This is a genomic window from Nicoliella sp. ESL1120 (genome assembly GCF_058508515.1).
Map to the genome: position 1 here is coordinate 1,025,891 of NZ_CP196383.1, position 26,807 is coordinate 1,052,697.

Sequence of the window (26,807 nt, forward strand, 5' to 3'; positions counted from 1 at the left end):
TCGTTCTAGAATAATCCAGTAATTTCACCGTTTTCCTTGATATCCATATCCAATGCAGCGGGATGGCTAGGCAAACCAGGCATGGTCAAAACATTCCCAGTTAGCGCTACAATAAACCCAGCCCCTAATTTAACTTGGAATTCACGGATATGAATTTTAAATCCAGTGGGTGCTCCATGAACCGATGCGTCATCAGTAAGTGAATATTGTGTCTTGGCCATACATACGGGGAGTTTGTCCCAGCCATTTTTTACGATTTGCTTGAGTTGTTTTTGGGCCTTACTGGAAATTTCGATTCCACTGCCTCCGTAAATTTCGGTCACGATTTTGTTGATTTTAGTTTCAATTGGATCTTCAACGGAATAAAGCGGATTAAATGGCTTTTCTTGATCAGCAGCAGTGACAACTAGCTTTGCTAGGTCAACAGCTCCCTTGCCACCCTGGGCCCATTCGTAGCAAGTAACGCTTGGAACGGCAAAGTTATCATCAACGTATTTCTTTAATTGGTTAATTTCAGCTTCAGTATCACTGGCAAAGTCATTGATTGCAACGATGACTTGCTTACCATACCGACTCATTGCCGAAATATGGCGTCCTAAATTGGCTGAACCCTTTGCTAATGCATCCAGATCCTCAGTTTCTAGGTTATCCTTATCAGCGCCACCATTCAGCTTCAATGCCCGAATTGTTGCAACGAGCACTACGACATCTGGAGTCTTGCCTAACCGTGGTGAGACGATATCCATAAACTTTTCGCCCCCTAGGTCAGAACCAAATCCTGATTCAGTGACGGTATAATCAGCAGTATTGAGTCCTGCCTGGGTTGCAATGATACTGTTACATCCATGGGCGATGTTTGCGAATGGCCCCCCATGGATGTAGGCAGGGGTGTGTTCAATCGTTTGGACTAGGTTAGGTTTAATCGCATCCTTTAACAATAAGGTTAATGCCCCTTGAACCTTTAGATCCCGAACGTAAACGGGCTTACGGTCATAAGTATAACCAATTAAAATATTACTAATGCGTTCCTTTAAATCCTTAAGATTGCGACTAAGGCATAAAATGGCCATTAATTCACTAGCAACGGTGATATCAAAACCATCTTCCCTAGGAACCCCAGATGTTCTACCGCCAAGGCCAATAACCGTGTGTCTTAGTTCACGGTCATTTATATCTAAAACCCGTTTCCAAGTGATTTGGCGTGGATCAATATTTAATTGATTACCGTGATGAATGTGATTGTCGATTAATGCAGAAAGGGTATCATGAGCCTCAGTAAGGGCGTGAAAATCACCTGTAAAATGAAGGTTAATATCTTCCATCGGAATAACTTGTGAGTATCCCCCACCAGTAGCACCACCCTTCATGCCCATTACGGGGCCTAATGATGGTTCTCTTAGTGCGAGCGCAGTCTTATAGTTCAATTCGCTCAATGCATCGCCTAGTCCGACTGCCATGGTCGTTTTACCTTCACCGGCAGCGGTTGGGTTAATCGATGTAACTAGGACTAACTTACCCTTAGTAGCTTGATCAGCTACTGGTAACGTGATTTTGGCTTTATAGTGCCCATAAGGCTCGATTTGTTGTTCAGTTAAGCCTAGTTGCCCTGCAATTTTGCTAATTGGTAATAATTTACTATCTTGAGAAATCTCAATGTCTGTTTTCAAAATTTTCCACCCCACTTATTTATATGCGTTTATTATACCATTGATTTCAATCACAGAATTAGCTGGTAACATAAAAATACAGTGTCTTTTGTTATAATCAAAGGTAAGTGTAAACTTATTAATTTTTAAATTTTCAATATTTTGCATATCAATGTCCAACCAATTAGGATTCATAACGTGGCCAACCTTAAAATGATGGTCTTCAATTGTAATTTTACGGAAAAGAATTTGAAATGCGCTAATTAGAACAAATAAAACAAAGAAGAAGAGTGTGATCCATGAGAATTGGGTTACTTCGAGCCAAAAAATAATTCCTAATAGCAACAAAACGAATGTCCAACTCCAACAAATCGTTGAAGTTAATGGGTTGGGTTGGTAAAAAAATGTTCTTTTAGTCGTTGTCATTAAAATTAGATCCCTTCGAATGGAGTGTAAAAAAATGTACAAGCTATATACTGATGCAGCAACATTGAACCATGGCGATATTAATCACGATAAAAGTGCTGGTGGGATTTTGATTTTGAACGCTGGTCAACAATTGCAGTTAAAGGTCCCCCTTACAGATGCTCATGATAATCATACCGCCGAATTTGAAACCTGTATTGCTGGATTTAAAAAACTAATTGAATATATTCCTAATAATTTGCTAAACCAGACCATCGTTTTTTACTACACCGATAGTAAGATCTTAGCAGATAGTTTAACCAAAAAGTATGCTAAACACTATCAACCATTAGTTGATGAGATTTTAAAATTACAATCGCATTTTCAATTAGTCATGAATCAATGGATTCCGGAAGCGGAAAACATGGGAGCTCATGAGTTAGCCCAACAAGCACTTCATCATTACTTCAAATAGGTTTCAATCGGTTTTGTAAATGCTGACCAGTCGGGATGTTGAGGAGCAATGATTTCTTTCGCCAATAACTTTGCGATCATTGGCCCCGTTGTTAATCCAGATGATCCAAGGCCACCACCAATTAAACAGTTATCTACATTAGGTAGATATCCAAAATAAGGCGCAAAATCGTCTGTATAAGCCCTCGTGCCGACTTTTACATAGTCAATATTGTCCTTATTAATATCTGGAATCAAGCGATTTGCACTTGCTAAAAGATCACTGATCACTTCTGGACTAGGTGATAAGTCAAATCCCATGTCATTTTCATGGGTCGCACCAATGATGACTTCACTTTGATTTAATGGGATAAAGTCCCGCTCCCCCTCTGGCATTAAAACGGGCATATTATTCAATTCTACTGGATTATTTAAATGAATTTGAATCAATTGCCCTTTTTGGGGGCGCACCATTAAATTTAATCCAATTGTTGCTAGCGTTTCTTTCATCCATGCGCCGGTACAGATAATGATTTGGTCAAAAGCTTGCTCTTTAATTATTTTTATTTTTTTATTTTCTCTTGTTAAAGTAACTTTTTGCTTTTTACTGATAAGGTTACGCATTTGCGCAATCCTTAAAAGATGCTCCGTATAACTTTGTCCATCAATACGGGCCCCGCCACTGACGAATAACCCAGGGAGTTGATTATCAACCGAGGGAATCAATTGACAAACTTCATCAGCCGTAAGTTTGCGTAACTGCCCCATTAACGGAGCATCAAAACGTCTGGTTTGAGCCAATGCCAGGAGCTCATCGATTCGTTGCTCTGTATTTCTAGTAATGATCGTCCCGCTTTGCTGGTAAGTGGCTTTATCCATCTGTGTGGTCGTTGCCAATTGATTGACCACCTCAGCCCCCATCCTTGCTAACCGATACCACTTTTGGTTGCGCCGTTTTGATAGCCATGGTGAAATGATCCCAGCAGCCGCTTTGGTGGCCTGCCCAATTCCATCATCAAATAAGGTGACCTCTAAATTCTTCCAATTCGGCGCTGTTGCTAAGTAATATGCAACCGTACTACCAACGATTCCACCACCGATGATTGCAATTTTGCGTTTAGTCATTTTGATGGTTCTTTCTAAAATCAGGATGGCCCCAGTATTGGAAATAATCGGTCCTAATCGAACCGTTGTAGAGTTTCCGTTTCTTAGTTGCTTTTTCACCGTAGTGTTGTTCGAATTCTAAATCACTGGTTAAAAAGTATTTTGACCAGGTCTGCAGCGGCTTAAATACCTGCCCCATTTGATGATAAAGCCGAATAATGCTTTCCTTATCGCTCATCCGTTCCCCATATGGTGGGTTGGCTACGATAACCCCATTCATTAAGTCCGTTTTAAAGTCTTGTACGGCCAATTGCTTCGTTTGAATGTCGTACAATAATCCAGCTTCTTGAGCGTTACGCTTAGTAGCTTCGACCATGTTCCCGTCAATATCGGAAGCAAAGATCTGTAACTCAGTATCATAATCAGCATGTGAATCAGCTTCATCGCGAACCTGCTGTGATAGATCGTTTGGGACCCAGTCCCATTCTTCGCATTGAAAATCACGGTTAAAGCCAGGAGCAATGTTTCGAGCAATCAGGGCCGCTTCAATCGGTAATGTTCCAGATCCACACATCGGATCCCAAAACGGCATGTCTGGCTTCCAGTTCGTCAACATAATCAATGCTGCCGCCATGTTTTCCTTTAATGGTGCAATTCCCTTTTCGACCCGATAACCCCGTTTGAACAAACTAGAGCCAGTCGTATCCAGTGTCAACATGACCTTATCCTTATTGATCACTACTTCCAATGGAAACTTTGCCCCAGTTTCTGGAAACCGAGTTCGCCGATGATAAACAGCACTCATTTTACTAACCACTGCTTTTTTAGCAATTGCTTGGGCATCCGGAACGCTATGCAGTTTAGAGTTTTTGGAGCGCCCTTCCATTGGAAATTCAGCATCCATCGGAAGTAGCGTCCCCCAATCAAGTGCCTTAGTTTTTTCAAATAACTCATCAAAAGTAACCGCTTTAAATTCACCGACCACAATTTTGATTCGATCGGCAGTCCTTAGCCAAACATTCGTGGTTAAAATATCCTTGATCGTTCCTTGAAAGCGCACCCGACCGTTCTCTACCTGTGTTTCATAACCTAAATCACGTAGTTCTTTGCCAACCAATGCTTCGATTCCAGCAGCACAAGTGGCGATTAAATTAAATTTTTGCATGTTATTGCTCCTTTAAAAAATATAAAAAAGGGGTGAGAGTTAAACTCTCACCCCTTCCTGAAGGTGTAAATCCCTGTAAGCCATGTTTTGTGCTCAATTAAAATTTCAGGAAAAAATTAATTGAGTAGTAATCATCTATCTGAGAAATAAAATTTCTCCCCCATGCTTGGTTCAATTTCCGTACATGAAGCTCCCCTACCGTAGTTTGGGTTTCCCGCTCGAGGGGTTTACCGCGTTCCACCAATTGGATTTCTCCAATTGTTTCGTCACTGTGGCACTTTACAGAGTATTAAAGCATAGCCGAAGCCTTAGCTCGTTTCTCCGCCATAATTACCGAATGGTAATTCCTCGGCTTATTTTTTCGCCGAGCACGAACACTACAGACATCGCAGTCTGTGCGAGAGTGGACTTTCCTCAGCTGATACGAACCAGCCGCGATTACTCAGGATTTACACCAGGTTATAAATTAGAAACGATGGGAGTCAGTTGAACCATTACCCATTTGCGTACCAAAAACCCGTCTTTCCAGATTGGATACTCGTTTTAAAATATCGATCGTCGTCGCATTGTTCATAGCAGGCGCTGGATTTGGTTGTTGGTTTTGGAAACCATCGTTAAAACTATCATTACTAGCTGATCTATTATTTGTAGTGGTATCTTGACCCATCGCAAGCTGACGATTAAGCTCGTCAACTTGGCTCTTTAAACGGTCATTTTCATCCCGCAGTTGTTGATTCATCTTATCAAATGAATTGTAATCCTTGATTACATCATCTAAGAAGCCATCAACATCATTAGGGTCGTACCCACGCATCTTTTGTCTAAATTCCTTATTCAAAATCTGCTTAGGAGTAAAATGAATTTGTTCCATCGTTTATTACACCTCACGAATTTCTCAAGCACGAATAACATTATACCAAAAAAATAAATTATTGAAAACTATTATTTTGATTTTCTTGATATTCATTAGCGGCTTCTTGTAAATCATCAAAATCGATCATTCTTAACTGATAGTCATTAAAACCCATGTAGTTATGAATCGCTTGATAATCATATTGCGCTTTGCCTTGTTTATCTACATCATAAATCATAACCGCCCCATCTGTATGCTTTAACATAAATTCTTGATAATTTCTTAATTGTTGTGGAGATTGGTAGGGCAGATTGCTAACACTTGCAGTAAAATCAACCTTTGACTTTAAAGCATTCAGTTTCATTTGATTTTGTTCGTTCCATTTATTACCGAAATCGGCAAACGGCAGCATCATTGCAACTTGAAATTCATCGGGATAATCCTTTTTTAAATCGTTAGCAACCTCAATTTCCCATTGTTCAATGCCCATTTGTCCGCCTGTAATAATCCAATTATATCCCGATTCAATTGCTTGAATGGTTATATCATGCAAAACTGATTTTAAGACCGCTAACTTCGGGTCTCGATCATTAAAGACCCCCAATTCATAGCTTCGATAACCAGTTAACCAAAGTCGTTTCAAGAAACCACTCCTTCTAAAAAAAATTTAAAAAAACCGCGATAATTGGTATAATTAAAAAAGTAAGTTATTATTTATATTTTAACACATTTAATTTGTTAAAATAAAAGATTGAAAGGTGGTTATATGTCCATTAACTATCCGGGCGGGACTTCCCCCCATAGCTCCCAACCACAAATTAACCACCCACTTAGCACGGTTAATTACGGTGATCGTGGAATGACCCTTGAAGATGAGTTAAATAAGAGTAACCAATATTATCTTGCTAATGATATTGCAGTAATTCACAAAAAGCCGACCCCCATTCAAGTGGTCAAAGTTGATTATCAAAAGCGGACTGCCGCGGTAATCAAGGAAGCTTATTTTAGCAAAGCTTCTACTACTGACTACAACGGTATCTATAAGGGGCGCTATATTGACTTTGATGCCAAGGAAACCAGAAATCAAAATGCATTTCCATTACGTAATTTCCACGAACACCAAGTTGAACACATGCGTAAATGCACCCAACTTGGTGGTATTTGTTTTGCAATTATTAAATTCGTAAAAACAGACGAAATCTTTTTATTCAAGGCGACTGATTTATTTAAATTTTGGGACGCTCAATTTACAGGGGGGCGTAAATCCATTCCAAAATTGACAATTCAAGAACTTGGGTACAATATTAAATATCGACTACAACCACTAATTCCCTACCTAGCGGCTGTTGATCAGATAATTGGTTAAATGAAGGAGTTTTTTTGCATGTCAGATAATAATCAAGAATCCCGAGTGAATCGGAATCGATCTAAGTATCGAAATGGCAATCGCCATATTTTAAGAAAAATCATCCTTAGTCTGGTTGCATTTTTTGTTGTAATCATTACGCTAGGGTTCGGATTATTCTTCTACTACGCCTCGAGTGCCCCTCAAATTACCTATAATGCCCTTTCAAGTGATAATTCCACTAAAATTTACGATTCAACGGGGAAGGTCATTTCCAGATTAGGGGCACAAAATCGTGAATACGTTAAGTCACAAAACATTCCGACCCAACTAAAAGAAGCCGTTGTCTCTATCGAAGACCGCCGCTTTTATAAAGAAGGCGGTGTCGATCCCCTCAGAATCCTAGGGGCTGCATTCGGTAACCTAACTGATTCATCGCTAGGCCTCCAGGGTGGTAGTACGTTAACCCAACAGCTAGTTAAATTATCAGTATTCTCAACTGCAGCATCTGATCAGACCTTAAAACGAAAGGCCCAAGAAGCATACCTAGCAATTAAGGTCAATCGTCAATACTCAAAGGATCAAATTCTAGAGTTCTACATCAACAAAGTTTACATGGGGAATAATGTTTACGGAATGCAAACAGCTGCTGAATACTACTACGGTAAAAAACTCAGCAAGTTGACCCTTCCTGAATATGCCTTGTTAGCTGGGATGCCTCAATCACCTACTAATTACAATCCATACGTATATCCAAAATATGCGAAGGAAAGAAGAGACCAAGTCTTACAGGCCATGGTCCGTAATAAAGAAATTTCACAATCTGATGCTGATAAGGCTAAGGCCGTTAGTGTCAAACATGGGCTTGCTAAGACCCACCATAATACTGATGTCACATCGGTTAATGAAAAATACATTGACGCATATCTAAAGCAGACCCTTCAAGAACTCAAAGCCAAGGGTTACAATACTAATTCAGGATTAAAGATTTATACCAACCTTAATTTAGATAACCAAAAGTACCTTTATAACTTGGCAAATAATAATCAATCAATTGCATTTCCTAATAATCAATTTCAAGTTGGGGCAACAATGATGGACTCCAACAATGGAAAAGTGGTTGCAATGCTTGGTAACCGTAAAACTAAGATTTCATTCGGTCTTAATCGAGCAGTGCAAACTGATCGATCAAGTGGTTCTACAATGAAGCCATTAATGGATTATGGACCAGCAATCGAATACCTGCACTTCCCGACCTATCAGACCGTCCAAGATACTCCATTCACTTATCCTGGGACCACAACTAAGTTAATGGACTTCGATGACCGCTATGAAGGTGATATCTCAATGCGGCGTGCGTTAGTTGAATCCAGAAATATTCCTGCGATCAGGACATTACAAGAAGTGGGAATCGATCGAGCAACCGAATTCTTAAAGGGGTTGGGGATTACCCAAAAGAGTCAATTCCAGCTTCAAAATGGGATCGGTGCCTATATTTCTTCTGAACAAGAAGCAGCCGCATACGCTGCATTTGCCAACGGTGGGACTTACTACAAGCCTTACTACATTAATAAGATCGTAGAAGCCAACGGCAAGGTTCATAACTACGCTAGCAAGGGAACCAAAGCAATGTCATCGGCCACTGCATTTATGATTACCGATATGCTAAAGGGAGTCATGACGGATGCAAATGGTTCTGGAACGGCTGCTAAGGTTGATGGTCTGTATGAAGCCGGTAAAACTGGAACGACCCAATACCCTGATAATTACTTGAGTTCAGTTCCTAGTTATTCTTCGATGGATTCTTGGTTCACTGGATATACCAAGAACTATTCCCTATCGATCTGGACTGGGTACGATAAACCGCTAGAAGCCAATCACTACGTTACTGAACAACAATCAGCAATTGCCCAACAAATCTATAAGTATCAAATGGCATATGCATCGCAAAACAAGCCAAATGAGGATTGGACCAAACCAGATGATGTTGGCGAAGTCAGCAGAAATGGTAAAACTGAATACTACGTTGTGGGCTATAGCAACGGGGTCATGAATAATAGTAATTCATCTAGCAGCGCATCTTCTTCAGTCAATTCCAATTCGAAAAGCGATAGTGAATCAAGTAGCAAGGATAGCTCAAATAGCACTAATAATTCTTCTGGTCGTGCTTCTAGTGATATTGAAAGCAAGCCAAGCGATGGGAACAAAGATAGCAGTAGTTCTTCATCCAGTAGCTCTTCTTCATCCAGCAGTAGTTCCAGTAGTAGCGACAATACCAATACCAATGCTACAAATGCCAATAACAATAATGACCAGAATCAAAACAATGGCAATAATAATTAATTCGATTCAAAAAAAGGATGCTCGATTTATTATCGGGCATCCTTTTTTGCTACTTAATTTTAAAAATTGGAATATCGGGCCAATTACCATCATCATTATGATTTGAATTTGCTGGATTCTTCTTGTTGCGGTAATTATTTAATTCTTTTTCAACATCAGCTGCCGTTCGAATGTTTTTCTTTTCCCAATTCATCAAAATATGATCAATATACTTTAAATTATAAACTTGATTTAGAACTGCTTCACGTAACGCTAGTTCAATTAGTTCTGGTGAATAATGGCTTTGATCGATCCAACCACTAATGGTTTCCAATTCAATTGGTGATAAATCACGACCGAATTCACGTTCAATGCTAGCAAAAACGTGTCGACGGCTATTTACCGTCATACTGTCGGTAACATTATTTTCACTATATTCTGGAGTCTGACTAGTAGTTACTGGATAATCGTTGTCCTGAGCACTTAATTCCGCCAATTTTTCATATAATAGATCAAAATCGTACTGATCGAAATCCTTACCGTTTTGGTCTTGCTTAGTTTCAATTGTCATTAGCTTTTTTTGAATTAAATTATGCAGGATTTGATAAATATTTTTACTATCAATATTAGTAGCAGCACTGATTTGATCAATATCAGGGGCGTTGATTCCCCGATCAAAAAAGCGCTTAAATTGAAGATAGATAATTAATTCATTGGCATCCATCCCTAATTTATTATAGTTATCTAATAAGTAATTAGGGATCACAGTTTGGCCACCGATAATTAACCTTTGTGCAAATTTATCCATTTTGAATCTTCCTCCTCACGATTTTAAAAATAAAAAAGTAGCCCCGCGGCTACTTCTATTTTTATGCGCTTATGGCTTAAGACGGTTTAATAGTCTTGGGAACGGAATCGTTTCACGAACATGATCCTCAAGGGTCAACCAAGTTAAGATTCTTTCTAACCCCAGTCCGAAACCAGAATGAGGAACACTACCATACTTTCTTAAGTCCAGATACCATGAATATTCATTTGGATCTAAACCAGCTGCTTTAATTCGATCAAGCAAGTACTTGTAATCAGTAGCTCTTTCAGAACCTCCAATAATTTCACCATACCCCTCTGGTGCTAATAAATCTGCACAAATAACTACGTCATCACGAGTTGGGTGTGGTTTCATGTAGAATGGCTTAAGCGACTTAGGATAGTTCAAGACAAAGACTGGGCGGTCAAAATGATCAGCTAAGTAAGTTTCTTCTGGAGATCCAAAGTCATCCCCCCACTTAGTATCAAAATCAGCCTTTTGAAGGAGTTCGACTGCTTCATCGTAACTGATTCGTGGGTATGGCACCCTTGTGTAACGCTTAAGCGTTTCAATATCCCGATCTAAAATCGATAATTCGTATTGACAATTATCAATTACGCTTTGAACTAGATATGCAATATAACGTTCTTGAATATCCAAGCTTTCTTCTTGATGCATGAACGCCATTTCGGGTTCGATCATCCAAAACTCAGTCAAATGACGCCGCGTCTTTGATTTTTCAGCACGAAAAGTAGGTCCAAATGAATATACTTTCCCAAATGCTTCGGCACCTGCTTCTTCGTACAATTGGCCACTTTGGGACAGATAGGCGTTGGTATCAAAGTAATCAATGTGGAACAACTCGGTCGTCCCCTCAGGAGCACTACCAGTTAAGATCGGTGCATCGAACTTTACGAAGCCTTCCTTCCCAAAGAATTCGTAAGTTGCCCGAATCACTTGGTCTCTAATTCTAAGGACCGCAAATGGACGCTTGGAGCGAAGCCATAAGTGCCGATGGTCTAACAAGAATTCAATCCCATGTTCCTTAGGCGTAATTGGGTAATCTTCGGTCTCAGAAATCACTTCAATGTCTTCAATTTCCATTTCATAACCAAATTTAGAACGTTCATCCTTATGAATGATTCCAATTACGTACATACTAGTTTCTTGTCTTAACTTTTTGGCTTCTTCGAACAATTCTTCAGAAACGTTTTTCTTGAGCACGACCCCTTGGAAAAATGCCGTTCCATCCCGTAATTGTAGGAAAGCGATCTTCCCACTAGAACGCTTATTAGTTAACCACACCCCAATTTTAACTTTTTCATCAACGTGGTTTTGAGCGTCGATAATATTAATCTGTTGCATTTAAAACTCCTCCGTCCTTTGTAATTAATAATCTATACGTTTGTAATCGTTTGAATTGCTCGACCATTAGAATAATTCAAAGTGTAATAGCATAGCTTATTAGATTGGTTTAAATAACTAACGATCCAAACCGGTTTATTATTAAATAGCGATGGTGCAGCATTCAGGATTTTTTTAACTTTATCAGCTGATTTGACCTGATTAATTGCATCGGTTTGATTGATCCCCTGACTAGCATTTAAAACCGTTGTACTACCGTTATCCTTGCTAATAATAACATAAAGATTTGAATTATGGTTATTAGTTCCTTGAACTGTATAATAAGTCCGGTTCAACTCGGACGTGTAAAACTTATCCACATTTTGAATTCCTGCTTTTTTAGCAATCGTAATTGACTGCCCTTTCGCGCGGCTAAGTGGTCTTTGAGCCCGAAAAAGTAGGATACAAAAGATGATAATCAATAGCGCAACCACACCATAGGTAATTTTTCTGACCTTTCGACGGTGCTGCTGGCGTAAAAATTCTCTTTGCATGGCGAACTTCCTTTTTACATTGACATTAACAATAACATTATATCAAATCCAAAATAAAATTGATTTATTTTTTAATAAAATTTTTAAAGAAATTAGCAATCGTAAATATTAAGTGATCAGCCGAGATCAACGTGGTTTTAAATTGCCCGTTAATGCTTTTTAAAATCGTTTTGCCAAATGGTTTCTTAACGATACGCGAATCTAAGATGCCAACGAATTGATTGGGGACGCTTAACGCAAGCATCCGATTTAATTGTAAAACCGCATTCGGCAGCAAGAATTGATTGAAAGGATCATTATGATTCTTGGCAATTTGATTTAATATAAAATGATTCCGTTGCGAATCATCTTGAATCAATGGTAAATCAGCAATTAAAATCGAATCAAACTGCTCAACGATTAACTGGCTAACTTTTAAGGTCTCCATTGTCCCAAGCACCGTTAATTGCCCATCATTTAAAATATTTTTAATCAACTTAGCTTGATTGCCGCTAATTTGCTCCGCCATCACGTTAAAGCGTTCATTAACGTGATGTTCAGTTAGTGCAAAATAAACCTGTCTTAACAATTGATACGAGCTAAATATTAGATAGTTCTTCTTGGGACCATCGGTAAGTAACTTCATAACTATCTTGACATAGTAATCAACGTTTGCGTACTCATAATTACTAGCTAATAGTGGTGAGTCTTCGATAATCGTTATCGGATTTGGCTGCACTGAATTATTAATTTGAATTAACCGTTTATTCCTTACAACCATCCCCAGCTTCTTGAACATGAAGTCAACGATTCGTTCATCAACGTTCAAATTATCAACTAACAATACTGGCGGAAAGTACTTATATAATAGTTCAGCTAGGTCATTTTCAGGTGATAATAGTTCCTCAGTAAAAAAAGCATTGTTAATATCGTGAACTTGATTAGCATATACCGATATCAATAGTTGCTCACTACGTTCCCTTAGCTGGTGACAAAAATCATGATACCTTTTAATTTCACGAGTCATTTCTAAAACAAGGGCTTGAAAATGATCGATTACAGACTGTTGGGCGATCGAATACCCGCGTTTCGGTCCATTAATAATTCGGTTCGCATTTTCAAAACAGGCCTTCCAAGCAGTTTTAATGTTGTTCAAACGTTGCTTTTCAAAATTATATTCATCACGTAGTTTTCCACTGTCCAAGATGCCCCGTAAATGATTATCATTGCCATTAACAAATTCACGACCTAAAAAACGAGTTGAGAGTCGTTTTTGAATTGCAGCTAACGTATCGTTCATTAAATTCAAGTCACTACTAATGTGTTTGAGTGATTTTTTGAACTGCTTTTGATCACCAATGATTTCATTAATGCATAATGAGTGGGTATTATTGATCGTCCCTTGCATCTTTCTGATCAAAACGTTGATATGATTTAAGTTGAGTGTCACTTTATTGGCGTTTAAAACGCTATTGTTCAACTCTAAAGCATTGTCGATCACTAACAAAGGTTTTTGATTTTGCTGGCTAATCTGTTTGGCATGGCGCAATAAATAGTCATGGGTCGTTATTATTAAGTTCGAGTATTTATTATGGTTTCTTGCTCGTCGCAAAAAGTCAATCCGATAAAATGGTTGACTGGGGCGAATCGACTTGATGCCTTGATGATTGATCTCATTTACGAACGGTGAATCCTTGATCGAAATCAACTCATTTAAATCCCCAGTCGTGGTCATCGTTAGCCACACTAACAACTGGGCCTTCATGAACTGAAATTGAGTCGATTGATCGGCGACCCTTAAGTTCACAAAGAATCGATTCAGATCAATATAATTATTAGCCGACTTTAAAATTGAATAACTGACCTCAAACGGGGCTAACTGCTTGATCACAGGAATCGTCTTATTTATAAAGTCAATTTCACTCTCCTGGCCTCCCAAACTGATAATGATCTTTTGGTTATGGTTATGACTAATATAAGTCAATGGTAACCCATACCCAAACTTCTTGCCGATGCCCTTGTTAGTTGCCACAAACAGATTATCAGAAGGACTTTTACTATAGTTATCATATATTAAGTTCATCAACTTAACTTGCTCTGGAATGAATTTGATTTGATGATCAAATTCCCCTAATTTTTGATGCGCATTAAAGGGAAATGTGTATTGGTGGTTATCATTATGCTTATGATAACGATTAAATTTACGGACGACCAGACCATGTTTTTCCATTAAATAATCAGGGAGGACCCGTTTACTATGCACCTGTGATTGATAAATCGATTGAATTAAATTTCCAGTATGCAATGGTAATTGCAAATTCAAACCTAAAATTGACTTTAACGTTTGAATCGGCAAGGTCCGCAACCGTTCAACCAATACTAAAAAAAGGTGCGCAGTTGCAATAGCATCACTACTGGCAGCGTGGGGATGGTCATGGACGATATTAAAGTAACTGGTCAGATCACGAAGCCGATAACTAGGGACCATGGGCAACAAGATCTGACTTAAGGTCACTGTATCCACCGCTTTAATATTAAGTTTAGCGTGGCCGACCCTTTCAAATTCATGATTTAAAAATGGAAAATCAAAATTAACGTTATGGGCCACAAAAACAGTGCCAGACAATAATTTATAAATCTTATCCGCTAATTCCGCAAACGTAGGTGCAGATTTAATTTCAGAATTAGTAATTCCAGTCAGTTTAGTAATTCTGGTTGGCACCCTTGTTTCTGAATTAACATCCGTAGAATATACTCGAATGATTTTATTATTTTGCACGAGTGTACAACTGAATTGAATAATACGGTTGTCCTCATGGGTACTATTCCCAGTAGTCTCTAAATCAACCACCGAAAATACAGTGTTAGAATTCATCAAATTCACCAATCTTATTCGCTCAAATTTTAAACTAATATCATGATACTACATTTAAGAGATTTATTCTAAATTTAAAGAACCAATTCGAGCATGCCCAAAATTCGTTCACTATCGTATCAGACATCGCGATATTGCGATTAAATAATCTAGACCAATCTAATTCAGAATGCCTTGAACGATAGTCAAAGTCACGTTCCCTAGGATTGAAAATCTTAAAAAATCAGTAACTATAAATATCTAGGCTTCATTAAAATTAATTTTATGATACTATAAATACTGATTTTAGAAAGCGAGCGATAAAATTGAAAAATGAAGCGATCGGAAAAAGTCATGCTAAAATTATTTTGATCGGTGAACACAGTGTGGTCTATGGCCACCCTGCAATCGCCTTTCCCATTGATAGCATTCCAATGACGGTAACGACAAAAACGATCCCGAACGGAATTAGAATCAATAGTGAATTTTATAAGGGGAGCTTAAAAGAAGCCCCCATTAATCTTTTGGGCATCAAACGATTGATCGAAGCGATCTGTCGTAAATTAGCAAAACAACCAGTTAACATCCAAATCAATTTCACGAGTGAAATCCCTTCTGAAAGAGGGATGGGTTCATCAGCTGCCGTTTCAATTGCACTGATCAAGAGCCTCTACAATTACTTTGAAGCGCCGTTGAACAAACAAGAAATGTTCGAACTAAGTGACATCGAAGAAACCATCACCCACGGTAACCCTAGTGGCATTGATACCGCCACGGTGAGTTCGGAATCGCCGGTCTGGTTCATTCATAAACAACAACCAGACTCGATCGAAATGAACTTGAATGGGTATATGGTAATTGCTGACAGTGGGATTCGTGGTCAAACCGACGTAGCGGTTAATTCGGTCCGCCAAATCGTCAATCAGGATCAAAGAGCTAAAGAAGCGATCGGCAACCTTGGTCAATTGACCGAGCAGACAAAAATCGCCCTCCAACACGATGATATCAAGCAACTGGGTCATCTACTCAATCAAGCTCAGTCTCAACTAGATTATTTAGGCATCAACATTCCTAAGACCGAACGCTTGATTCAAGTCGCCACCGCAAGTGGTTCTTTGGGCACCAAATTGACCGGGAGTGGCTTAGGTGGTTGTATTATTGCCCTATCGGATAACCATGCCTCCGCTTTAAAAATTGCCAATGCATTATCAAACGCGGGCGCCGTTAGTACCTGGATCGAAACTTTTTAGGAGTGAACATTATGCAGGAGCAATTCACATGGGCACGGGCTCATACCAACATTGCATTAGTTAAATACTGGGGCAAGCTCGATGAGAAGTTGATCATCCCCCAAAATAGCAGTCTTTCGTTGACCCTGGATCATTTCTATACCGATACAGGAGTCTGGTTTACGAATCAGATCAACGATGATCAATTGTTTATCGATGATGTCAAACAACCAGTCGCTGCCAAGGTCAAGACCTGCCTAGACGTAATCAGGACCATGGCTAAAATCGATACGCGGGCCATCGTTAGATCATATAACCACGTACCCAACTCAGCTGGATTGGCATCTTCGGCATCGGCATTTGCGGCCCTTGCCACTGCTGCTTGCCATGCGGCGGGACTCAAATTATCAAAAAAACAGCTGTCAATGATCGCAAGAAGGGGCTCTGGATCAGCAACGCGTTCCATCTTTGGGGGCTTTGTAGAATGGCATGGTGGCAATTCGAATGAAACATCGTATGCCATCGACGTCAACCCGCCATCTCCCATGGACATTAAAATGATCACCGTCGTCTTGAACCGTCAGCCCAAAAAGATCAGTAGCCGTACAGGGATGAAGGCATCAGTTAAGACCTCACCATACTACCCCGCCTGGAAAAAACAGGCCGCAAGTGATTTGAAAGCCATCAAAGTGGCAATTCAAAATAATGATTTTGCAACCCTCGGCCACATCGCAGAAACCAATGCAATGCGCATGCACGCCTTAACACTTAGCGCCGACCCTAGTTTCAATTATTTCAATGCAGATAGCTTAAGTGCGATCGATTTAGTTCAATCGTTACGAACGAGCGGTATTGATTGTTATTTTACAATGGATGCCGGCCCTAACGTTAAGGTCCTATGTCAATCTAAAGATGAAGCGTTGATCATTAATAAACTCAGAACCATTTTTAATGCGGATGATATCGTCGTATGTAACCCTGGTCCTGGTGTTACAATTATTAAGGACCCACGCTAAAGAAGGGAAATGATTTTTTGATAACCGTTAAAGCACCCGGCAAATTATATATCGCAGGCGAATACGCAATTGTTGAGCCAGGCAACCCTGCAATTTTAATTGCGGTGGATCAATTTATTGAAGTGCAAGCTAATTTTCAAGAATCAATTAGTTCTGCTTGGTCAGACCAAAGTCCCACTAGTGAATTAAAATGGCACCGAGCAAATCCAGCGATTCGTTTTAATGAATTCGACCAAGGGTTCAGCTACGTCGCTTCCGCAATTAAAACAACCGAAGAATATTTACAGCAAAATCATTATGTAATTAGAGATTATCACCTTGCTATCCATAGTGCATTGAATAGTCAAAATGGCCGTAAATACGGATTGGGATCCTCTGCTGCGGTCACGGTCGCAGTTGTAAAAGCAATCTGTAAAATAGCAAATTGTAATGCGAGTTCGATGACCATCTTCAAACTCGCAGCCATTGCCCATTTAAAAGTGCAAGGCAATGGTTCATTAGGTGACGTTGCGGCTAGCGTTTATCAAGGCTGGATCGCATATCATTCATTTGATCGTAAGTGGCTATTGAACGTTTTAGAAACCCATTCCATTACAGCAGTCGTGAAAATGCATTGGCCACACTTAAGTATCGAACGCCTAATGCCCCCTGCTGATTTAGAAATCATGATTGGTTGGACCGGCACCCCTGCTTCTACTGCCCACCTATTAGGCCGAGTGACCCACCAAAAGGTTGATCAATCAGATTTTTATCAACACTTTTTAGCAGCTAGCCATAAATGCGTTGATAAAATGATCAATGGATTTCAAAATAATGATTTAGCGTTGATCAAAGAACAGATCAAAGTCAACCGTAGTTTATTAGCCGCATTAACGGCCCATACTGGGGTTATGATCGAAACTTCTAAGCTGACACAATTATGCAATATTGTAGAGCAATTCGGTGGTGCTGCTAAATCATCTGGAGCTGGCGGTGGTGACTGTGGTATTGCCATCATTGATCGTTCAACTGACATTCATAAAATCATTGAGCAATGGGAACACTGCCATATTGATAAATTAAACCTGCACGTTAGTTATCATCGACAGGAGGAATCTAATGATCAGCCGTCATTCACATCGTAAGAACGAACACGTTTCACTAGCGGAAAAATTTTTTCAAACAAATGCCAACGCTGGGTTTGATCAAGTCCGTTTCATTCATCACAGTCTTCCTGAGATCGGTATTGATCAAGTGGATCCCGCTACCACCCTTTTTAATGGCCAGATCCAACTAAAGTGGCCATTTTACATTGAGGCAATGACTGGTGGCAGCGATGAGACCGGCAAATTGAATCAACAACTAGCTCAAATCGCTAATCAGACTGATCTAGCAATGGCTAGCGGTTCTGCTAGTGTTGCCCTTAAGGACAAAAAGACCCATCCTAGCTTCACTACGCTTCGTGAGAACATGCCAAATGGCATCGTATTTGCTAACATTGGCGCCGGACATTCACTAGCCGATGCCGATCAAGTGATCCAATTACTCGGTGCGGATACTTTAGAAGTCCACCTTAATGTCACCCAAGAGATTATTATGCCCGAAGGCGATCGTGATTTTAACTGGCAAGCAGAACTGACTAACATCGTTCAAAACGCTAGCAAGCCGATCATCATAAAGGAAGTGGGCTTTGGGATGGATCAAGAAACGATCAAAACCCTAGTTGAGCAAGTCGGCGCTCGGGCCATCAACATTAGCGGACGTGGTGGAACTAACTTCGCTTTAATTGAAAATTTTCGGCGTAAACACAAAGATTTGGCATTCTTATCTGAATGGGGCCAAACAACTGTCGAATCGCTGCTGGAAGCCCAAGCTTACATCCATCAAGTAGACATCATTGCCTCAGGTGGGATTCGTAACCCATTAGACATCGCTAAAGCGATTGCATTGGGCGCTGATGCTGTTGGCGTGGCCGGTGCGATTTTACACCAGTTGATTCAAAACGGTCCTGAAAAAACGGTAACTATGATTCAAGAATGGCAAACGGGATTAATCACGATTATGACAATGCTAGGGTGTCGCACGATTGCCGATTTACAATCAAAAAAATTATTACTTTCATCAGAATTAATGAATTATATCACCCAACGACAAATTAAATACTAAAAAACGAGCTACTGTTCATTATGGACAGTAGCTCGTTTTAATTTAATCTTGCTTAATATAATTATCGTTAATCTATTTAACAAAAAACCGTAATCCCTTGGGGAAAAAGTTCTTAATCGTCCCATTAACGTTCTTACCAAATGCGACTGCTTGATCATCACAGATCAATTGATACCATCCCTTAGTAATAACAGCGTCATTAGCAACCTTGATCGTATCGCCGTGAACATAATCGCCCCATTTTGCATGGTCAATTACCACCGTTTTTTGCATGTCCCGCGGTTGAATCGCTAGGGCCAACGCATAGCTAGGTTCAAACCGTTTCTTTTTGAACGTTCCTAATAATAAGCCTGGCCGCATTACCTTTAACCCCTTTAAAATAGGCGTTTCAGCATTTAACGTGTACAATTGATCGCCAAAACAAATTAAATCTGTTTTGGGAAAAGTCTTGATATTGGATTTCACAAATGCGGACCAAAGTTGTTTTTGTTCAGCAGTTAGATTGCCCCGTTCATACTTGATCTTACTAGGTTCTTTCATCCCCTTTGTCAATCGCAACTTAGCAATAAAGTGGCCTTCACCCTTAAAGAGATGTGGGAACAGTCGGACCGCCTTTGCAATTTCTGGATTGCCATCTGCCCATTGCGGTTTTGCATCGACCATTCCATCGTATTTCTTAATTGCAACCATTTCAAATGGATATTCAGCAAGGAGCCAAGCAATAATTTGCTCATCTTCTTCTGGTGCAAAGGTACAGGTAGAATAAATTAACTCACCACCTGGCTTAAGCATCTGAATTGCATCGGTTAAAATATCACGTTGCCGAACTGCACATTCACTAGGATAATCGCGATTCCAATAATTAATGGCATCTGGATCCTTATGAAACATCCCCTCCCCAGAACAAGGAGCATCGACTACAACTTGATCGAAATAAGCAGGAAAGTGCTTCCGCAACGTTTGTGGGTCTTCATTTAAGATCATTGTATTTTGCGCCCCAAAACGCTCTAAATTTTCCACTAAAATCTTAGCTCGTTTATAATTAATTTCGTTGGAAACCAATAGACCAGTGTTGTCCAAGAAACTAGCTAAATGCGTTGATTTCCCACCAGGAGCAGCACAAAGATCCAATACCTTCATCCCATGCTTTGGGGCGGCCACTTCACCTACATACATTGCACTGGGTTCTTGACTATAAACAGCTCCGCTTTGATGGTCAACGGATTTTCCATTGACCTTCCCGTAATAGCCCCATTTACAATACGGAACTGGATCAACTAATTCCTCTTCTTTAGGCCGATGTTGTTTAAGCGGATTGATTCGAAATGCATGGTGGACAGGTTGTTCAAAGCTTTGAAAAAAAGCCTTGGCCTGATCCCCTAATAATTGTTCATATTTTAATTTAAATTGTTCAGGCAATTGCAAAACAATAACGCCTCCTTGCTTAATAATTGACAAACTAATGAATAATAAGTGATAATTTGTTTAAAAAATAATTGTATAGGATGAAAAAGATGAACCGAAAACTAATTGCACTTGATTTAGATGGCACCACATTAAATAATAATTCAGAAGTTACTGATTCCACCGTTCAGGCCGTTCAAAAAGTAATTAAAATGGGCCACATTGTAAGTATTGTCACTGGCCGCTCAACAAGATTAGCCTTGCCCGCATATCGCAAATTAAACCTTAAGACCCCTATGATTAACTTTAACGGGAGTTTAGGCATCGTTCCTGATTATGCCTGGAGTGGTGAATACGAATTCTCCGTTGATCGTCATATCGTTTTAGATCTATTAGCCCATAAAGACGAACTTGGCATCAATATTATCGTTGCAGAAGATCAAAATTCGATGTTAGCTAGTCGTCCCGCAAGCGATGAACTCTTTAAGGTCTCATGTGGATTCTTTCCAAATCATGTTGAGGCTGATCAGATCTTGAATAAAAATAATCTCACTGTTAATCCCGTTGACATGGCAATTGATTATGATGTTACAAAGTTACCTCAATTAGAAGCATTCATTGCCGATCACTACGGCAACCAAGTTGAAATCGCTCACTGGGGCGGACCACTTTCCATCTTTGAAATCAAACGCAGTGGCGTTGATAAGGGATATGGCATCAACCACCTTGCTAAATGCTTTAACATTGATAGCCGTGATATTATCGCAATTGGCGATCAAGTAAACGACTTACCACTACTCAGGGCTGCTGGTACTAAGGTCGCCATGAAAAACGCGGTGGATTCCGTCAAGTCGATTTCTGACGTTATCACAGAATACAGTAACGAACAAAATGGTGTCGCTAGATACCTTTCCTCAACATTTAATTAGTCCTTGGTGTGTCCCCGAATAACTGGGCAGCTTGAACAGCACGTTGCCAGCCTTGATAGCATTTATCACGAGTTATCTGATCCATTTTCGGCTGAAAAGCAGTGAACTTTCCAACAGTCATCTTAATTTCATCAATATCATGCCAGTAATTAACGCATAATCCAGCTAAATATGCCACCCCGAGTGCTGTGGTTTCAGAAATTGAGGACCGTTGAATCGGAATATCTAAAATGTCAGCTTGAAATTGCATGAGGTAATCATTATTGGCAGCCCCACCATCGACCCGCAACGCCTTTAGCTTCAGCTGGGTATCAGCAGCCATCGTATTAATGACATCCTTAGTTTGATATGCTAATGAATCAAGCGTGGCCCGTACAAACTGCTCACGACTTGTCCCCCGCGTTAGTCCAAACACTGCGCCACGGGTATTTTGGTTCCAGTATGGAGCACCTAGCCCCGTAAAGGCTGGGACCACGTACACTCCATTATCCGCTGCTGATTCAGCCATTTGCTCGGTTTCAGAAGCATGCTGAATGATGCGCATCCCATCTCGCAACCACTGAATCGCAGAACCTGCCACAAAAATACTTCCCTCCAGGGCGTAATTGACCTTACCGTCAACTCCATAGGCGATCGTGGTTAGCAACCCCTTATCAGAAATGGTGGGCTTAAGCCCCGTATTCATAACAATGAACGCTCCCGTCCCGTATGTATTCTTAACCATTCCTGGTTCTAACGCTAATTGGCCAAATAATGCGGCTTGCTGGTCACCAGCAATTCCAGTAATCGGTACTTGAACCCCCGAAAAAGTGAAATTAGAGGTGTATCCAAAATTGTGTGAAGATGGTTGCACCGTTGGAAGCAATGACGCTGGGATGTCAAGTAACCGTAAAATTTCGGAATCCCATTTTAAATCATGGATATTGAATAGCATCGTCCGACTGGCATTGGAGTAATCAGTTGCATGAACATGCCCACTGGTCAATTTCCAAAGCAACCAAGTATCAATGGTTCCAAAGTATAAATCCCCATTTTCAGCCCGTTTTCGAACTCCTGCAACGTTATCCAAGATCCACTTAATTTTCGTAGCTGAGAAGTAGGAATCGATCACTAATCCCGTTTTCTGGTGAATTAAGTCCGTATAACCCGCCTTTTTTAATTCATCCGCAATTTGACTGGTTTGTTTTGATTGCCAAACGATTGCATTATAAACTGGTTTGCCAGTCCGCCGATCCCAAATCACAGTTGTTTCGCGTTGGTTCGTAATGCCAATCCCTTGAATTTTATAGGGCGGAATTTCCGCTGAAATCAAGGCCTCTGAGATAACGGTTTGAACAGCACTCCAGATTTCATTGGCATTGTGTTCGACCCATCCCGGCTTTGGAAAATACTGTTTAAATTCTCGCTGGGCCTTTTGTAAAATATGACCATGGTGATCAAAAATGATTGCCCGTACGCTAGTGGTCCCAGCATCAATCGACATGATATATTGTTGATTCTTCAATCCAATTACTCCATTCGTAAAATCTTTAATATGTCATATTATACCATGATTTCATTACGGTTCTTTGATATTGAGCAATCATTAAAATTTATAAAAAATGAGAATCAATTTAAATGTGCTATAATTATTAACCAAATGAAATTGACAAATAGAAAGGATCTTGTAGCATGAATTCAATTCCATATTATTCAGCATGTACCAGTATTTTAATCGGTAAAAAAGCTAGTATTGATGGTTCGATCATGATTGGTCGCAATGAAGATGCCAAATCATCTTGGCCTAAACATTTAAAAATTTTTGAACGGAAGCATTTCTCCACCCCTCAACAATTTGAATCCGGTGATAATGGTTTTAAGATGCCACTCCCAACCACCCGTTACCAATATGAATCCACTCCCGAATGGACGGATAAGTACGGACTGTTTGAAGAAGACGGTTTCAATGAATATGGCGTTGCGATGAGTGCGACCGAAAGTACCTACGCCAACGCTACCGTCCTTGGCTATGACCCGCTTGAAAAAGATGGTATCAGTGAAGAGGCAATGATTACCGTGGTTTTACCATATGTGAAGACTGCACGCCAAGGGGTTAATCGATTAGGAACGATCGTGGAAAAGTATGGGACTAGTGAAAGCAATGGAATCTTATTTGCAGATAGTGATGAAGCATGGTATATGGAAACAGGCTCTGGGCATCACTGGGTCGCAATTAAAATTCCAGATGATTGTTACGCAGTGATCTCAAATCAAATGGCTATTCAGAAGATTAACTTTGCTGATTCTGAAAACTTCATGTGGTCAAAGGGCATTCAACAATTTGTTGATAATAACCACCTCAATCCAGATATAAATGGCCAATTCAATTTTAGAAACATCTTCGGTACCCATAGTCAATCCGATGCCCACTACAATACCCCACGTGTTTGGTATGGCCAAAAGATGTTTAATCCAGAAATTGAACAATCTCCAGAAAGCCAAACAATGCCATTGTTACGCAAACCTGCCAAAAAGTTATCGGTTGACGATGCTAAAGCCTATTTAAGTTCGCATTTCCAAGAAACCCCATTCGATCCAATTGGGAGTGGCTCTAAAGAGGATAAAACCCGTTACCGCCCAATCAGTTTAGCTAAGACGCAAGAGTCGCACATCCTTCAATTACGACCTAACCTCCCAAAGGCGATTGGTAACATTCACTGGTTAGCAATGGGGGTTGCTGCCCAAAGTACGTACGTCCCATTTATGAGTGGGATTACGAAGGTCCCCGATGAATACCTAGTGGGGGCGCAAGATTATGATGCTAAATCAGCATACTGGATATTTAAATTGGCGGGCGTATTAGTCGATCCACATTACCTAGAATTAAACGATCTATTACAAGCCACCCAAGAATCGCTCTCAATTAAATATCGCCAATTAATTAATCAAGCGGATAGCCAAGCTGTGAACCTTTCTGATTTAGAAGCGAGAACAGTGGCTACCGATATTAGTAACCAGGCTGCTAACCTTGCTTTAGATGCTTATCGCGAATTGAACAATCGCTTAATCTCAGCATCTACTGATTTTTCACCGTTAAATTATAAACAAGATTTAAATCTATAATACAAAAATAACCACCAACTAAAATGAGTTGGTGGTTATCTTGTTTAATTTTTAAATTAACGTTTGCGACGAGTTGCTGGGATTCTAGCAGACTTACCACTAAGTTCACGTAAGTAGTAAAGCTTAGCACGACGAACCCGACCTAATCTAAGCACTTCGATCTTTTCAACTCGTGGTGAGTGAAGTGGGAAAATTCTTTCCACACCCACACCACTTGAAGTCTTACGAACGGTGTAAGTAGCTTGGATACCTGCTCCACGGCGTTTGATTACAACACCAGTGAATAATTGGATTCTTTCACGGTCTCCTTCAACAACCTTAACGTGAACACGAACAGTGTCCCCTGCACGAAAATCTGGTACATCAGATTTTAATTGATCAGCATTGATCTTTTCGATTAAACTATTTTGACGCATAAATATATCTTCCTTTCAACTAGCATTCATGTCAAAGATTCTAACAGCGGAATACCGTTTTAATTGGTGTTAAATACAACAAAAATAATATTATCACAGACCGTAATGATTGTAAAGGCGATTAATCATAATCTGGGTCTGGATGTTCTTCTATTTTGACCTCAGCTAATAACCTTTTTTGTTCAGCGGTTAACTTTGCATAATCAATTAAATCTGGCCGTCTTAACAACGTCTTTCTTAACGCCTCTTTTTGCTTCCATTCAGCAATCTTTTGATGATTTCCACTAATCAATACGTCTGGAACTTTCATCCCCCTAAAATCAGCTGGTCTGGTGTATTGGGGATATTCCAATAACCCCGTTGAAAAGGAATCGCCAGGAGCGGACTCCTGATTTCCTAAAACATCTGGCAATAAGCGGGATGTTGCATCAATTATTGTCATTGCTGGCAGCTCGCCACCAGTCAGGATAAAATCACCCATTGAATATTCATCGGTAACTACGGTCTTGATGCGTTCATCGTATCCTTCGTAATGGCCACAAATGAAAGTAAGATGGTCTTCTTTGGAGAGGTCTTCAGCCACTGCTTGATCAAATTGTTTGCCAGCAGGATCCATTAAAATCACTCGCCCAGTAGAATGAGCATCTTTTTTAGCAGCTGCTTGGGTCGCCGCAAATGCATCTAATACAGGTTGGGCCTGTAATAACATTCCAGCACCACCACCAAATGGATAGTCATCAACATTATGGTGTTTATTGGTGGAATAATCACGAAAATCAGTCACATGCACGTCTAAAATACCCTTTTCAATGGCTTTACCCACGATCGATTCCTTCATTGGACCATCGAACATGTGTGGAAAAATGCTAAGCACGTCAATTCTCATTATTCTAAGCCCTCCAATAAATCAATGGTTACTCGTTGTTGATCTAGATCAACTCTTTTAATTACGTCGTTTATTTTTGGTAAAAGTAACTCTTTACCATTTTCGCGGGTAACGATCCAAACATCGTTTGCTGCGGTATCCATAATATCAGTGATTTTACCCAAATAATTATCAGCTAAGTCATATACGGCTAAGCCCAAAATTTGGTGATAATAATACTCACCCTCTGCTAGGTCATCTGCCGATAATTGAGCATCAGTAATTTTAAGTGTGGATGGTTTTAAAAATTCGATATCATTGATCGAATCCAACCCCTTAAAATGCAGGATGACAAAGTTCTTTTGTGTCCGAACCTTATCGATCGTTAATTCCACTTGCTTCCCGTTTGCCAAAAAGGCGGTCACTTGGTTACCGACCACAAACCGATTTTCTGGAAAGTCGGTCGTTGAAATGACCCGTACTTCGCCACGAATTCCTTGGGTATTTACGATTTTACCAATGTTATAGTATGAAATGATAATTACCTGCCTTCTATAATTGAACTAAAAAAACTCTTAAATAAAACCAGTGGTTTTATTTAAGAGCCTTATTTTTGACCATCTTCAATAATCAATCTAACCCGTTTATTACCATTAACACGGACACTGTAGACAATGGTCCGAATCGTCTGGGCAATGTGGCCCTTTTTACCGATGATTCTTCCCACGTCCTTAGGGTTGGTTTGTAAATGATATTCATAAAACCGGTCAGTCTCATTATGCTGAATAGTAATATCATCTGGATGTTCCACCAGAGGTTTAACGATTGTTTTAATTAACTTGTCAAAATTAGTCGTCATTACTAATCAC

General features: G+C 39.9%; 25 protein-coding genes and 1 other RNA gene. 9 read left to right on the forward strand and 17 right to left on the reverse strand.

Annotated elements, in window-relative coordinates; all coding sequences use genetic code 11:
- Positions 1-5: 5 nt before the first annotated feature.
- Both ACSYTE_RS04505 and ACSYTE_RS04510 read right to left on the reverse strand, forming a co-directional pair.
- Entirely contained in the window at positions 6-1,667 is a 1,662-nt protein-coding gene (locus tag ACSYTE_RS04505; RefSeq protein ID WP_491716275.1) for a formate--tetrahydrofolate ligase, read from the reverse strand.
- A gap of 15 nt (positions 1,668-1,682) precedes the next feature.
- A complete protein-coding gene (locus ACSYTE_RS04510; RefSeq protein WP_491716276.1) occupies positions 1,683-2,072 on the reverse strand; it encodes an EbsA family protein in 390 nt (129 codons plus the stop codon).
- A 34-nt stretch (positions 2,073-2,106) separates the two neighbouring features.
- Here ACSYTE_RS04510 and ACSYTE_RS04515 point away from each other — a divergent pair, with 34 nt between their 5' ends.
- Positions 2,107-2,526, forward strand: coding sequence for a ribonuclease HI family protein (locus ACSYTE_RS04515; protein WP_491716277.1), 420 nt, complete (start codon positions 2,107-2,109; stop codon positions 2,524-2,526).
- On the opposite strand, the gene ACSYTE_RS04520 is transcribed toward ACSYTE_RS04515, so the two are convergent.
- From ACSYTE_RS04520 to ACSYTE_RS04540, 5 genes are all read right to left on the reverse strand, one after another.
- Positions 2,514-3,629: an NAD(P)/FAD-dependent oxidoreductase gene (locus ACSYTE_RS04520; protein WP_491716278.1), complete on the reverse strand. Its 1,116-nt coding sequence runs from the start codon at positions 3,627-3,629 to the stop codon at positions 2,514-2,516. The two genes, ACSYTE_RS04515 and ACSYTE_RS04520, sit on opposite strands and share 13 nt — an antisense overlap.
- On the reverse strand, positions 3,622-4,773 hold the full coding sequence (locus ACSYTE_RS04525; RefSeq protein ID WP_491716279.1) for a THUMP domain-containing class I SAM-dependent RNA methyltransferase: 1,152 nt from the start codon (positions 4,771-4,773) through the stop codon (positions 3,622-3,624). Before ACSYTE_RS04525 ends, ACSYTE_RS04520 begins: the two co-directional genes overlap by 8 nt.
- A gap of 71 nt (positions 4,774-4,844) precedes the next feature.
- Positions 4,845-5,223: RNase P RNA component class B (rnpB, locus tag ACSYTE_RS04530), an RNA gene on the reverse strand.
- Positions 5,224-5,239: 16 nt separating this feature from the next.
- Positions 5,240-5,644: a cell division regulator GpsB gene (gpsB, locus tag ACSYTE_RS04535; RefSeq protein ID WP_491716280.1), complete on the reverse strand. Its 405-nt coding sequence runs from the start codon at positions 5,642-5,644 to the stop codon at positions 5,240-5,242.
- A gap of 58 nt (positions 5,645-5,702) precedes the next feature.
- Positions 5,703-6,269, reverse strand: a complete 567-nt coding sequence (locus ACSYTE_RS04540) for an SLOG family protein (protein WP_491716281.1) — start codon at positions 6,267-6,269, stop codon at positions 5,703-5,705.
- A 123-nt stretch (positions 6,270-6,392) separates the two neighbouring features.
- Here ACSYTE_RS04540 and recU point away from each other — a divergent pair, with 123 nt between their 5' ends.
- A complete protein-coding gene (gene recU, locus ACSYTE_RS04545) occupies positions 6,393-6,992 on the forward strand; it encodes a Holliday junction resolvase RecU (protein WP_491716282.1) in 600 nt (199 codons plus the stop codon).
- Between the two features lie 18 nt (positions 6,993-7,010).
- A complete protein-coding gene (locus tag ACSYTE_RS04550) occupies positions 7,011-9,314 on the forward strand; it encodes a PBP1A family penicillin-binding protein (protein ID WP_491716283.1) in 2,304 nt (767 codons plus the stop codon).
- A gap of 49 nt (positions 9,315-9,363) precedes the next feature.
- Here ACSYTE_RS04550 and ACSYTE_RS04555 read toward each other — a convergent pair whose 3' ends face one another.
- The 4 genes from ACSYTE_RS04555 to ACSYTE_RS04570 all read right to left on the reverse strand — a co-directional run bounded on the left by ACSYTE_RS04555 (position 9,364) and on the right by ACSYTE_RS04570 (position 14,853).
- Positions 9,364-10,101, reverse strand: coding sequence for a DnaD domain-containing protein (locus tag ACSYTE_RS04555; RefSeq protein WP_491716284.1), 738 nt, complete (start codon positions 10,099-10,101; stop codon positions 9,364-9,366).
- A 69-nt stretch (positions 10,102-10,170) separates the two neighbouring features.
- Positions 10,171-11,466: an asparagine--tRNA ligase gene (asnS, locus tag ACSYTE_RS04560; protein WP_491716285.1), complete on the reverse strand. Its 1,296-nt coding sequence runs from the start codon at positions 11,464-11,466 to the stop codon at positions 10,171-10,173.
- 32 nt (positions 11,467-11,498) lie between these two features.
- On the reverse strand, positions 11,499-11,999 hold the full coding sequence (locus ACSYTE_RS04565; protein WP_491716286.1) for a cell wall elongation regulator TseB-like domain-containing protein: 501 nt from the start codon (positions 11,997-11,999) through the stop codon (positions 11,499-11,501).
- A 64-nt stretch (positions 12,000-12,063) separates the two neighbouring features.
- Complete coding sequence (locus ACSYTE_RS04570) at positions 12,064-14,853, reverse strand: exonuclease domain-containing protein (RefSeq protein WP_491716287.1); 2,790 nt, start codon at positions 14,851-14,853, stop codon at positions 12,064-12,066.
- Positions 14,854-15,158: 305 nt separating this feature from the next.
- Here ACSYTE_RS04570 and mvk point away from each other — a divergent pair, with 305 nt between their 5' ends.
- From mvk to fni, 4 genes are read left to right on the forward strand one after another with little or no spacing between them, the layout of a single operon-like run.
- A complete protein-coding gene (gene mvk / locus ACSYTE_RS04575) occupies positions 15,159-16,082 on the forward strand; it encodes a mevalonate kinase (RefSeq protein ID WP_491716288.1) in 924 nt (307 codons plus the stop codon).
- An 11-nt stretch (positions 16,083-16,093) separates the two neighbouring features.
- Entirely contained in the window at positions 16,094-17,077 is a 984-nt protein-coding gene (mvaD, locus tag ACSYTE_RS04580) for a diphosphomevalonate decarboxylase (protein WP_491716289.1), read from the forward strand.
- Positions 17,078-17,094: 17 nt separating this feature from the next.
- Positions 17,095-18,201 carry a phosphomevalonate kinase gene (locus ACSYTE_RS04585; RefSeq protein WP_491716290.1) on the forward strand — a complete coding sequence of 369 codons (1,107 nt, stop codon included), beginning with the start codon at positions 17,095-17,097 and terminating at the stop codon, positions 18,199-18,201.
- A complete protein-coding gene (gene fni, locus ACSYTE_RS04590) occupies positions 18,176-19,222 on the forward strand; it encodes a type 2 isopentenyl-diphosphate Delta-isomerase (protein ID WP_491716291.1) in 1,047 nt (348 codons plus the stop codon). The genes ACSYTE_RS04585 and fni overlap by 26 nt, the downstream gene beginning before the upstream one ends.
- 72 nt (positions 19,223-19,294) lie before the next feature.
- On the opposite strand, the gene ACSYTE_RS04595 is transcribed toward fni, so the two are convergent.
- A complete protein-coding gene (locus tag ACSYTE_RS04595) occupies positions 19,295-20,647 on the reverse strand; it encodes an RsmB/NOP family class I SAM-dependent RNA methyltransferase (protein WP_491716292.1) in 1,353 nt (450 codons plus the stop codon).
- Between the two features lie 89 nt (positions 20,648-20,736).
- Between ACSYTE_RS04595 and ACSYTE_RS04600 the strand changes: the two genes are divergently transcribed.
- A complete protein-coding gene (locus tag ACSYTE_RS04600; RefSeq protein ID WP_491716293.1) occupies positions 20,737-21,555 on the forward strand; it encodes a Cof-type HAD-IIB family hydrolase in 819 nt (272 codons plus the stop codon).
- Here ACSYTE_RS04600 and glpK read toward each other — a convergent pair.
- Positions 21,548-23,059, reverse strand: a complete 1,512-nt coding sequence (gene glpK, locus ACSYTE_RS04605) for a glycerol kinase GlpK (protein WP_491716294.1) — start codon at positions 23,057-23,059, stop codon at positions 21,548-21,550. The two genes, ACSYTE_RS04600 and glpK, sit on opposite strands and share 8 nt — an antisense overlap.
- A gap of 167 nt (positions 23,060-23,226) precedes the next feature.
- Between glpK and ACSYTE_RS04610 the strand changes: the two genes are divergently transcribed.
- Complete coding sequence (locus ACSYTE_RS04610) at positions 23,227-24,657, forward strand: C69 family dipeptidase (RefSeq protein WP_491716295.1); 1,431 nt, start codon at positions 23,227-23,229, stop codon at positions 24,655-24,657.
- 56 nt (positions 24,658-24,713) lie between these two features.
- Here the strand turns inward: ACSYTE_RS04610 and rplS are convergent, their stop codons facing one another.
- The 4 genes from rplS to ACSYTE_RS04630 form a co-directional block, all read right to left on the reverse strand.
- Positions 24,714-25,073 carry a 50S ribosomal protein L19 gene (gene rplS / locus ACSYTE_RS04615; RefSeq protein WP_491716296.1) on the reverse strand — a complete coding sequence of 120 codons (360 nt, stop codon included), beginning with the start codon at positions 25,071-25,073 and terminating at the stop codon, positions 24,714-24,716.
- A 121-nt stretch (positions 25,074-25,194) separates the two neighbouring features.
- Positions 25,195-25,959, reverse strand: coding sequence for a tRNA (guanosine(37)-N1)-methyltransferase TrmD (gene trmD / locus ACSYTE_RS04620; RefSeq protein ID WP_491716297.1), 765 nt, complete (start codon positions 25,957-25,959; stop codon positions 25,195-25,197).
- Positions 25,959-26,474, reverse strand: a complete 516-nt coding sequence (rimM, locus tag ACSYTE_RS04625; protein WP_491717295.1) for a ribosome maturation factor RimM — start codon at positions 26,472-26,474, stop codon at positions 25,959-25,961. Before rimM ends, trmD begins: the two co-directional genes overlap by 1 nt.
- Positions 26,475-26,545: 71 nt before the next feature.
- The gene (locus ACSYTE_RS04630; RefSeq protein WP_491716298.1) at positions 26,546-26,797 is read right to left on the reverse strand and encodes a KH domain-containing protein; all 252 of its coding nucleotides are present in this window, start codon (positions 26,795-26,797) and stop codon (positions 26,546-26,548) included.
- Positions 26,798-26,807: the final 10 nt, after the last annotated feature.

What these genes read in the sequence shown, in the direction of transcription:
- rplS (WP_491716296.1), bottom strand. Translation starts at nt 25,073, where the DNA reads ATGCGTCAAAATAGTTTAATCGAAAAGATCAATGCTGATCAATTAAAA.
- ACSYTE_RS04630 (WP_491716298.1), bottom strand. Translation starts at nt 26,797, where the DNA reads ATGACGACTAATTTTGACAAGTTAATTAAAACAATCGTTAAACCTCTG.
- ACSYTE_RS04525 (WP_491716279.1), bottom strand. Translation starts at nt 4,773, where the DNA reads ATGCAAAAATTTAATTTAATCGCCACTTGTGCTGCTGGAATCGAAGCA.
- ACSYTE_RS04600 (WP_491716293.1), top strand. Translation starts at nt 20,737, where the DNA reads ATGAACCGAAAACTAATTGCACTTGATTTAGATGGCACCACATTAAAT.
- gpsB (WP_491716280.1), bottom strand. Translation starts at nt 5,644, where the DNA reads ATGGAACAAATTCATTTTACTCCTAAGCAGATTTTGAATAAGGAATTT.
- ACSYTE_RS04550 (WP_491716283.1), top strand. Translation starts at nt 7,011, where the DNA reads ATGTCAGATAATAATCAAGAATCCCGAGTGAATCGGAATCGATCTAAG.
- fni (WP_491716291.1), top strand. Translation starts at nt 18,176, where the DNA reads ATGATCAGCCGTCATTCACATCGTAAGAACGAACACGTTTCACTAGCG.
- asnS (WP_491716285.1), bottom strand. Translation starts at nt 11,466, where the DNA reads ATGCAACAGATTAATATTATCGACGCTCAAAACCACGTTGATGAAAAA.
- ACSYTE_RS04520 (WP_491716278.1), bottom strand. Translation starts at nt 3,629, where the DNA reads ATGACTAAACGCAAAATTGCAATCATCGGTGGTGGAATCGTTGGTAGT.
- recU (WP_491716282.1), top strand. Translation starts at nt 6,393, where the DNA reads ATGTCCATTAACTATCCGGGCGGGACTTCCCCCCATAGCTCCCAACCA.
- ACSYTE_RS04515 (WP_491716277.1), top strand. Translation starts at nt 2,107, where the DNA reads ATGTACAAGCTATATACTGATGCAGCAACATTGAACCATGGCGATATT.
- ACSYTE_RS04565 (WP_491716286.1), bottom strand. Translation starts at nt 11,999, where the DNA reads ATGCAAAGAGAATTTTTACGCCAGCAGCACCGTCGAAAGGTCAGAAAA.
- trmD (WP_491716297.1), bottom strand. Translation starts at nt 25,959, where the DNA reads ATGAGAATTGACGTGCTTAGCATTTTTCCACACATGTTCGATGGTCCA.
- ACSYTE_RS04610 (WP_491716295.1), top strand. Translation starts at nt 23,227, where the DNA reads ATGAATTCAATTCCATATTATTCAGCATGTACCAGTATTTTAATCGGT.
- ACSYTE_RS04510 (WP_491716276.1), bottom strand. Translation starts at nt 2,072, where the DNA reads ATGACAACGACTAAAAGAACATTTTTTTACCAACCCAACCCATTAACT.
- mvaD (WP_491716289.1), top strand. Translation starts at nt 16,094, where the DNA reads ATGCAGGAGCAATTCACATGGGCACGGGCTCATACCAACATTGCATTA.
- ACSYTE_RS04555 (WP_491716284.1), bottom strand. Translation starts at nt 10,101, where the DNA reads ATGGATAAATTTGCACAAAGGTTAATTATCGGTGGCCAAACTGTGATC.
- ACSYTE_RS04570 (WP_491716287.1), bottom strand. Translation starts at nt 14,853, where the DNA reads ATGAATTCTAACACTGTATTTTCGGTGGTTGATTTAGAGACTACTGGG.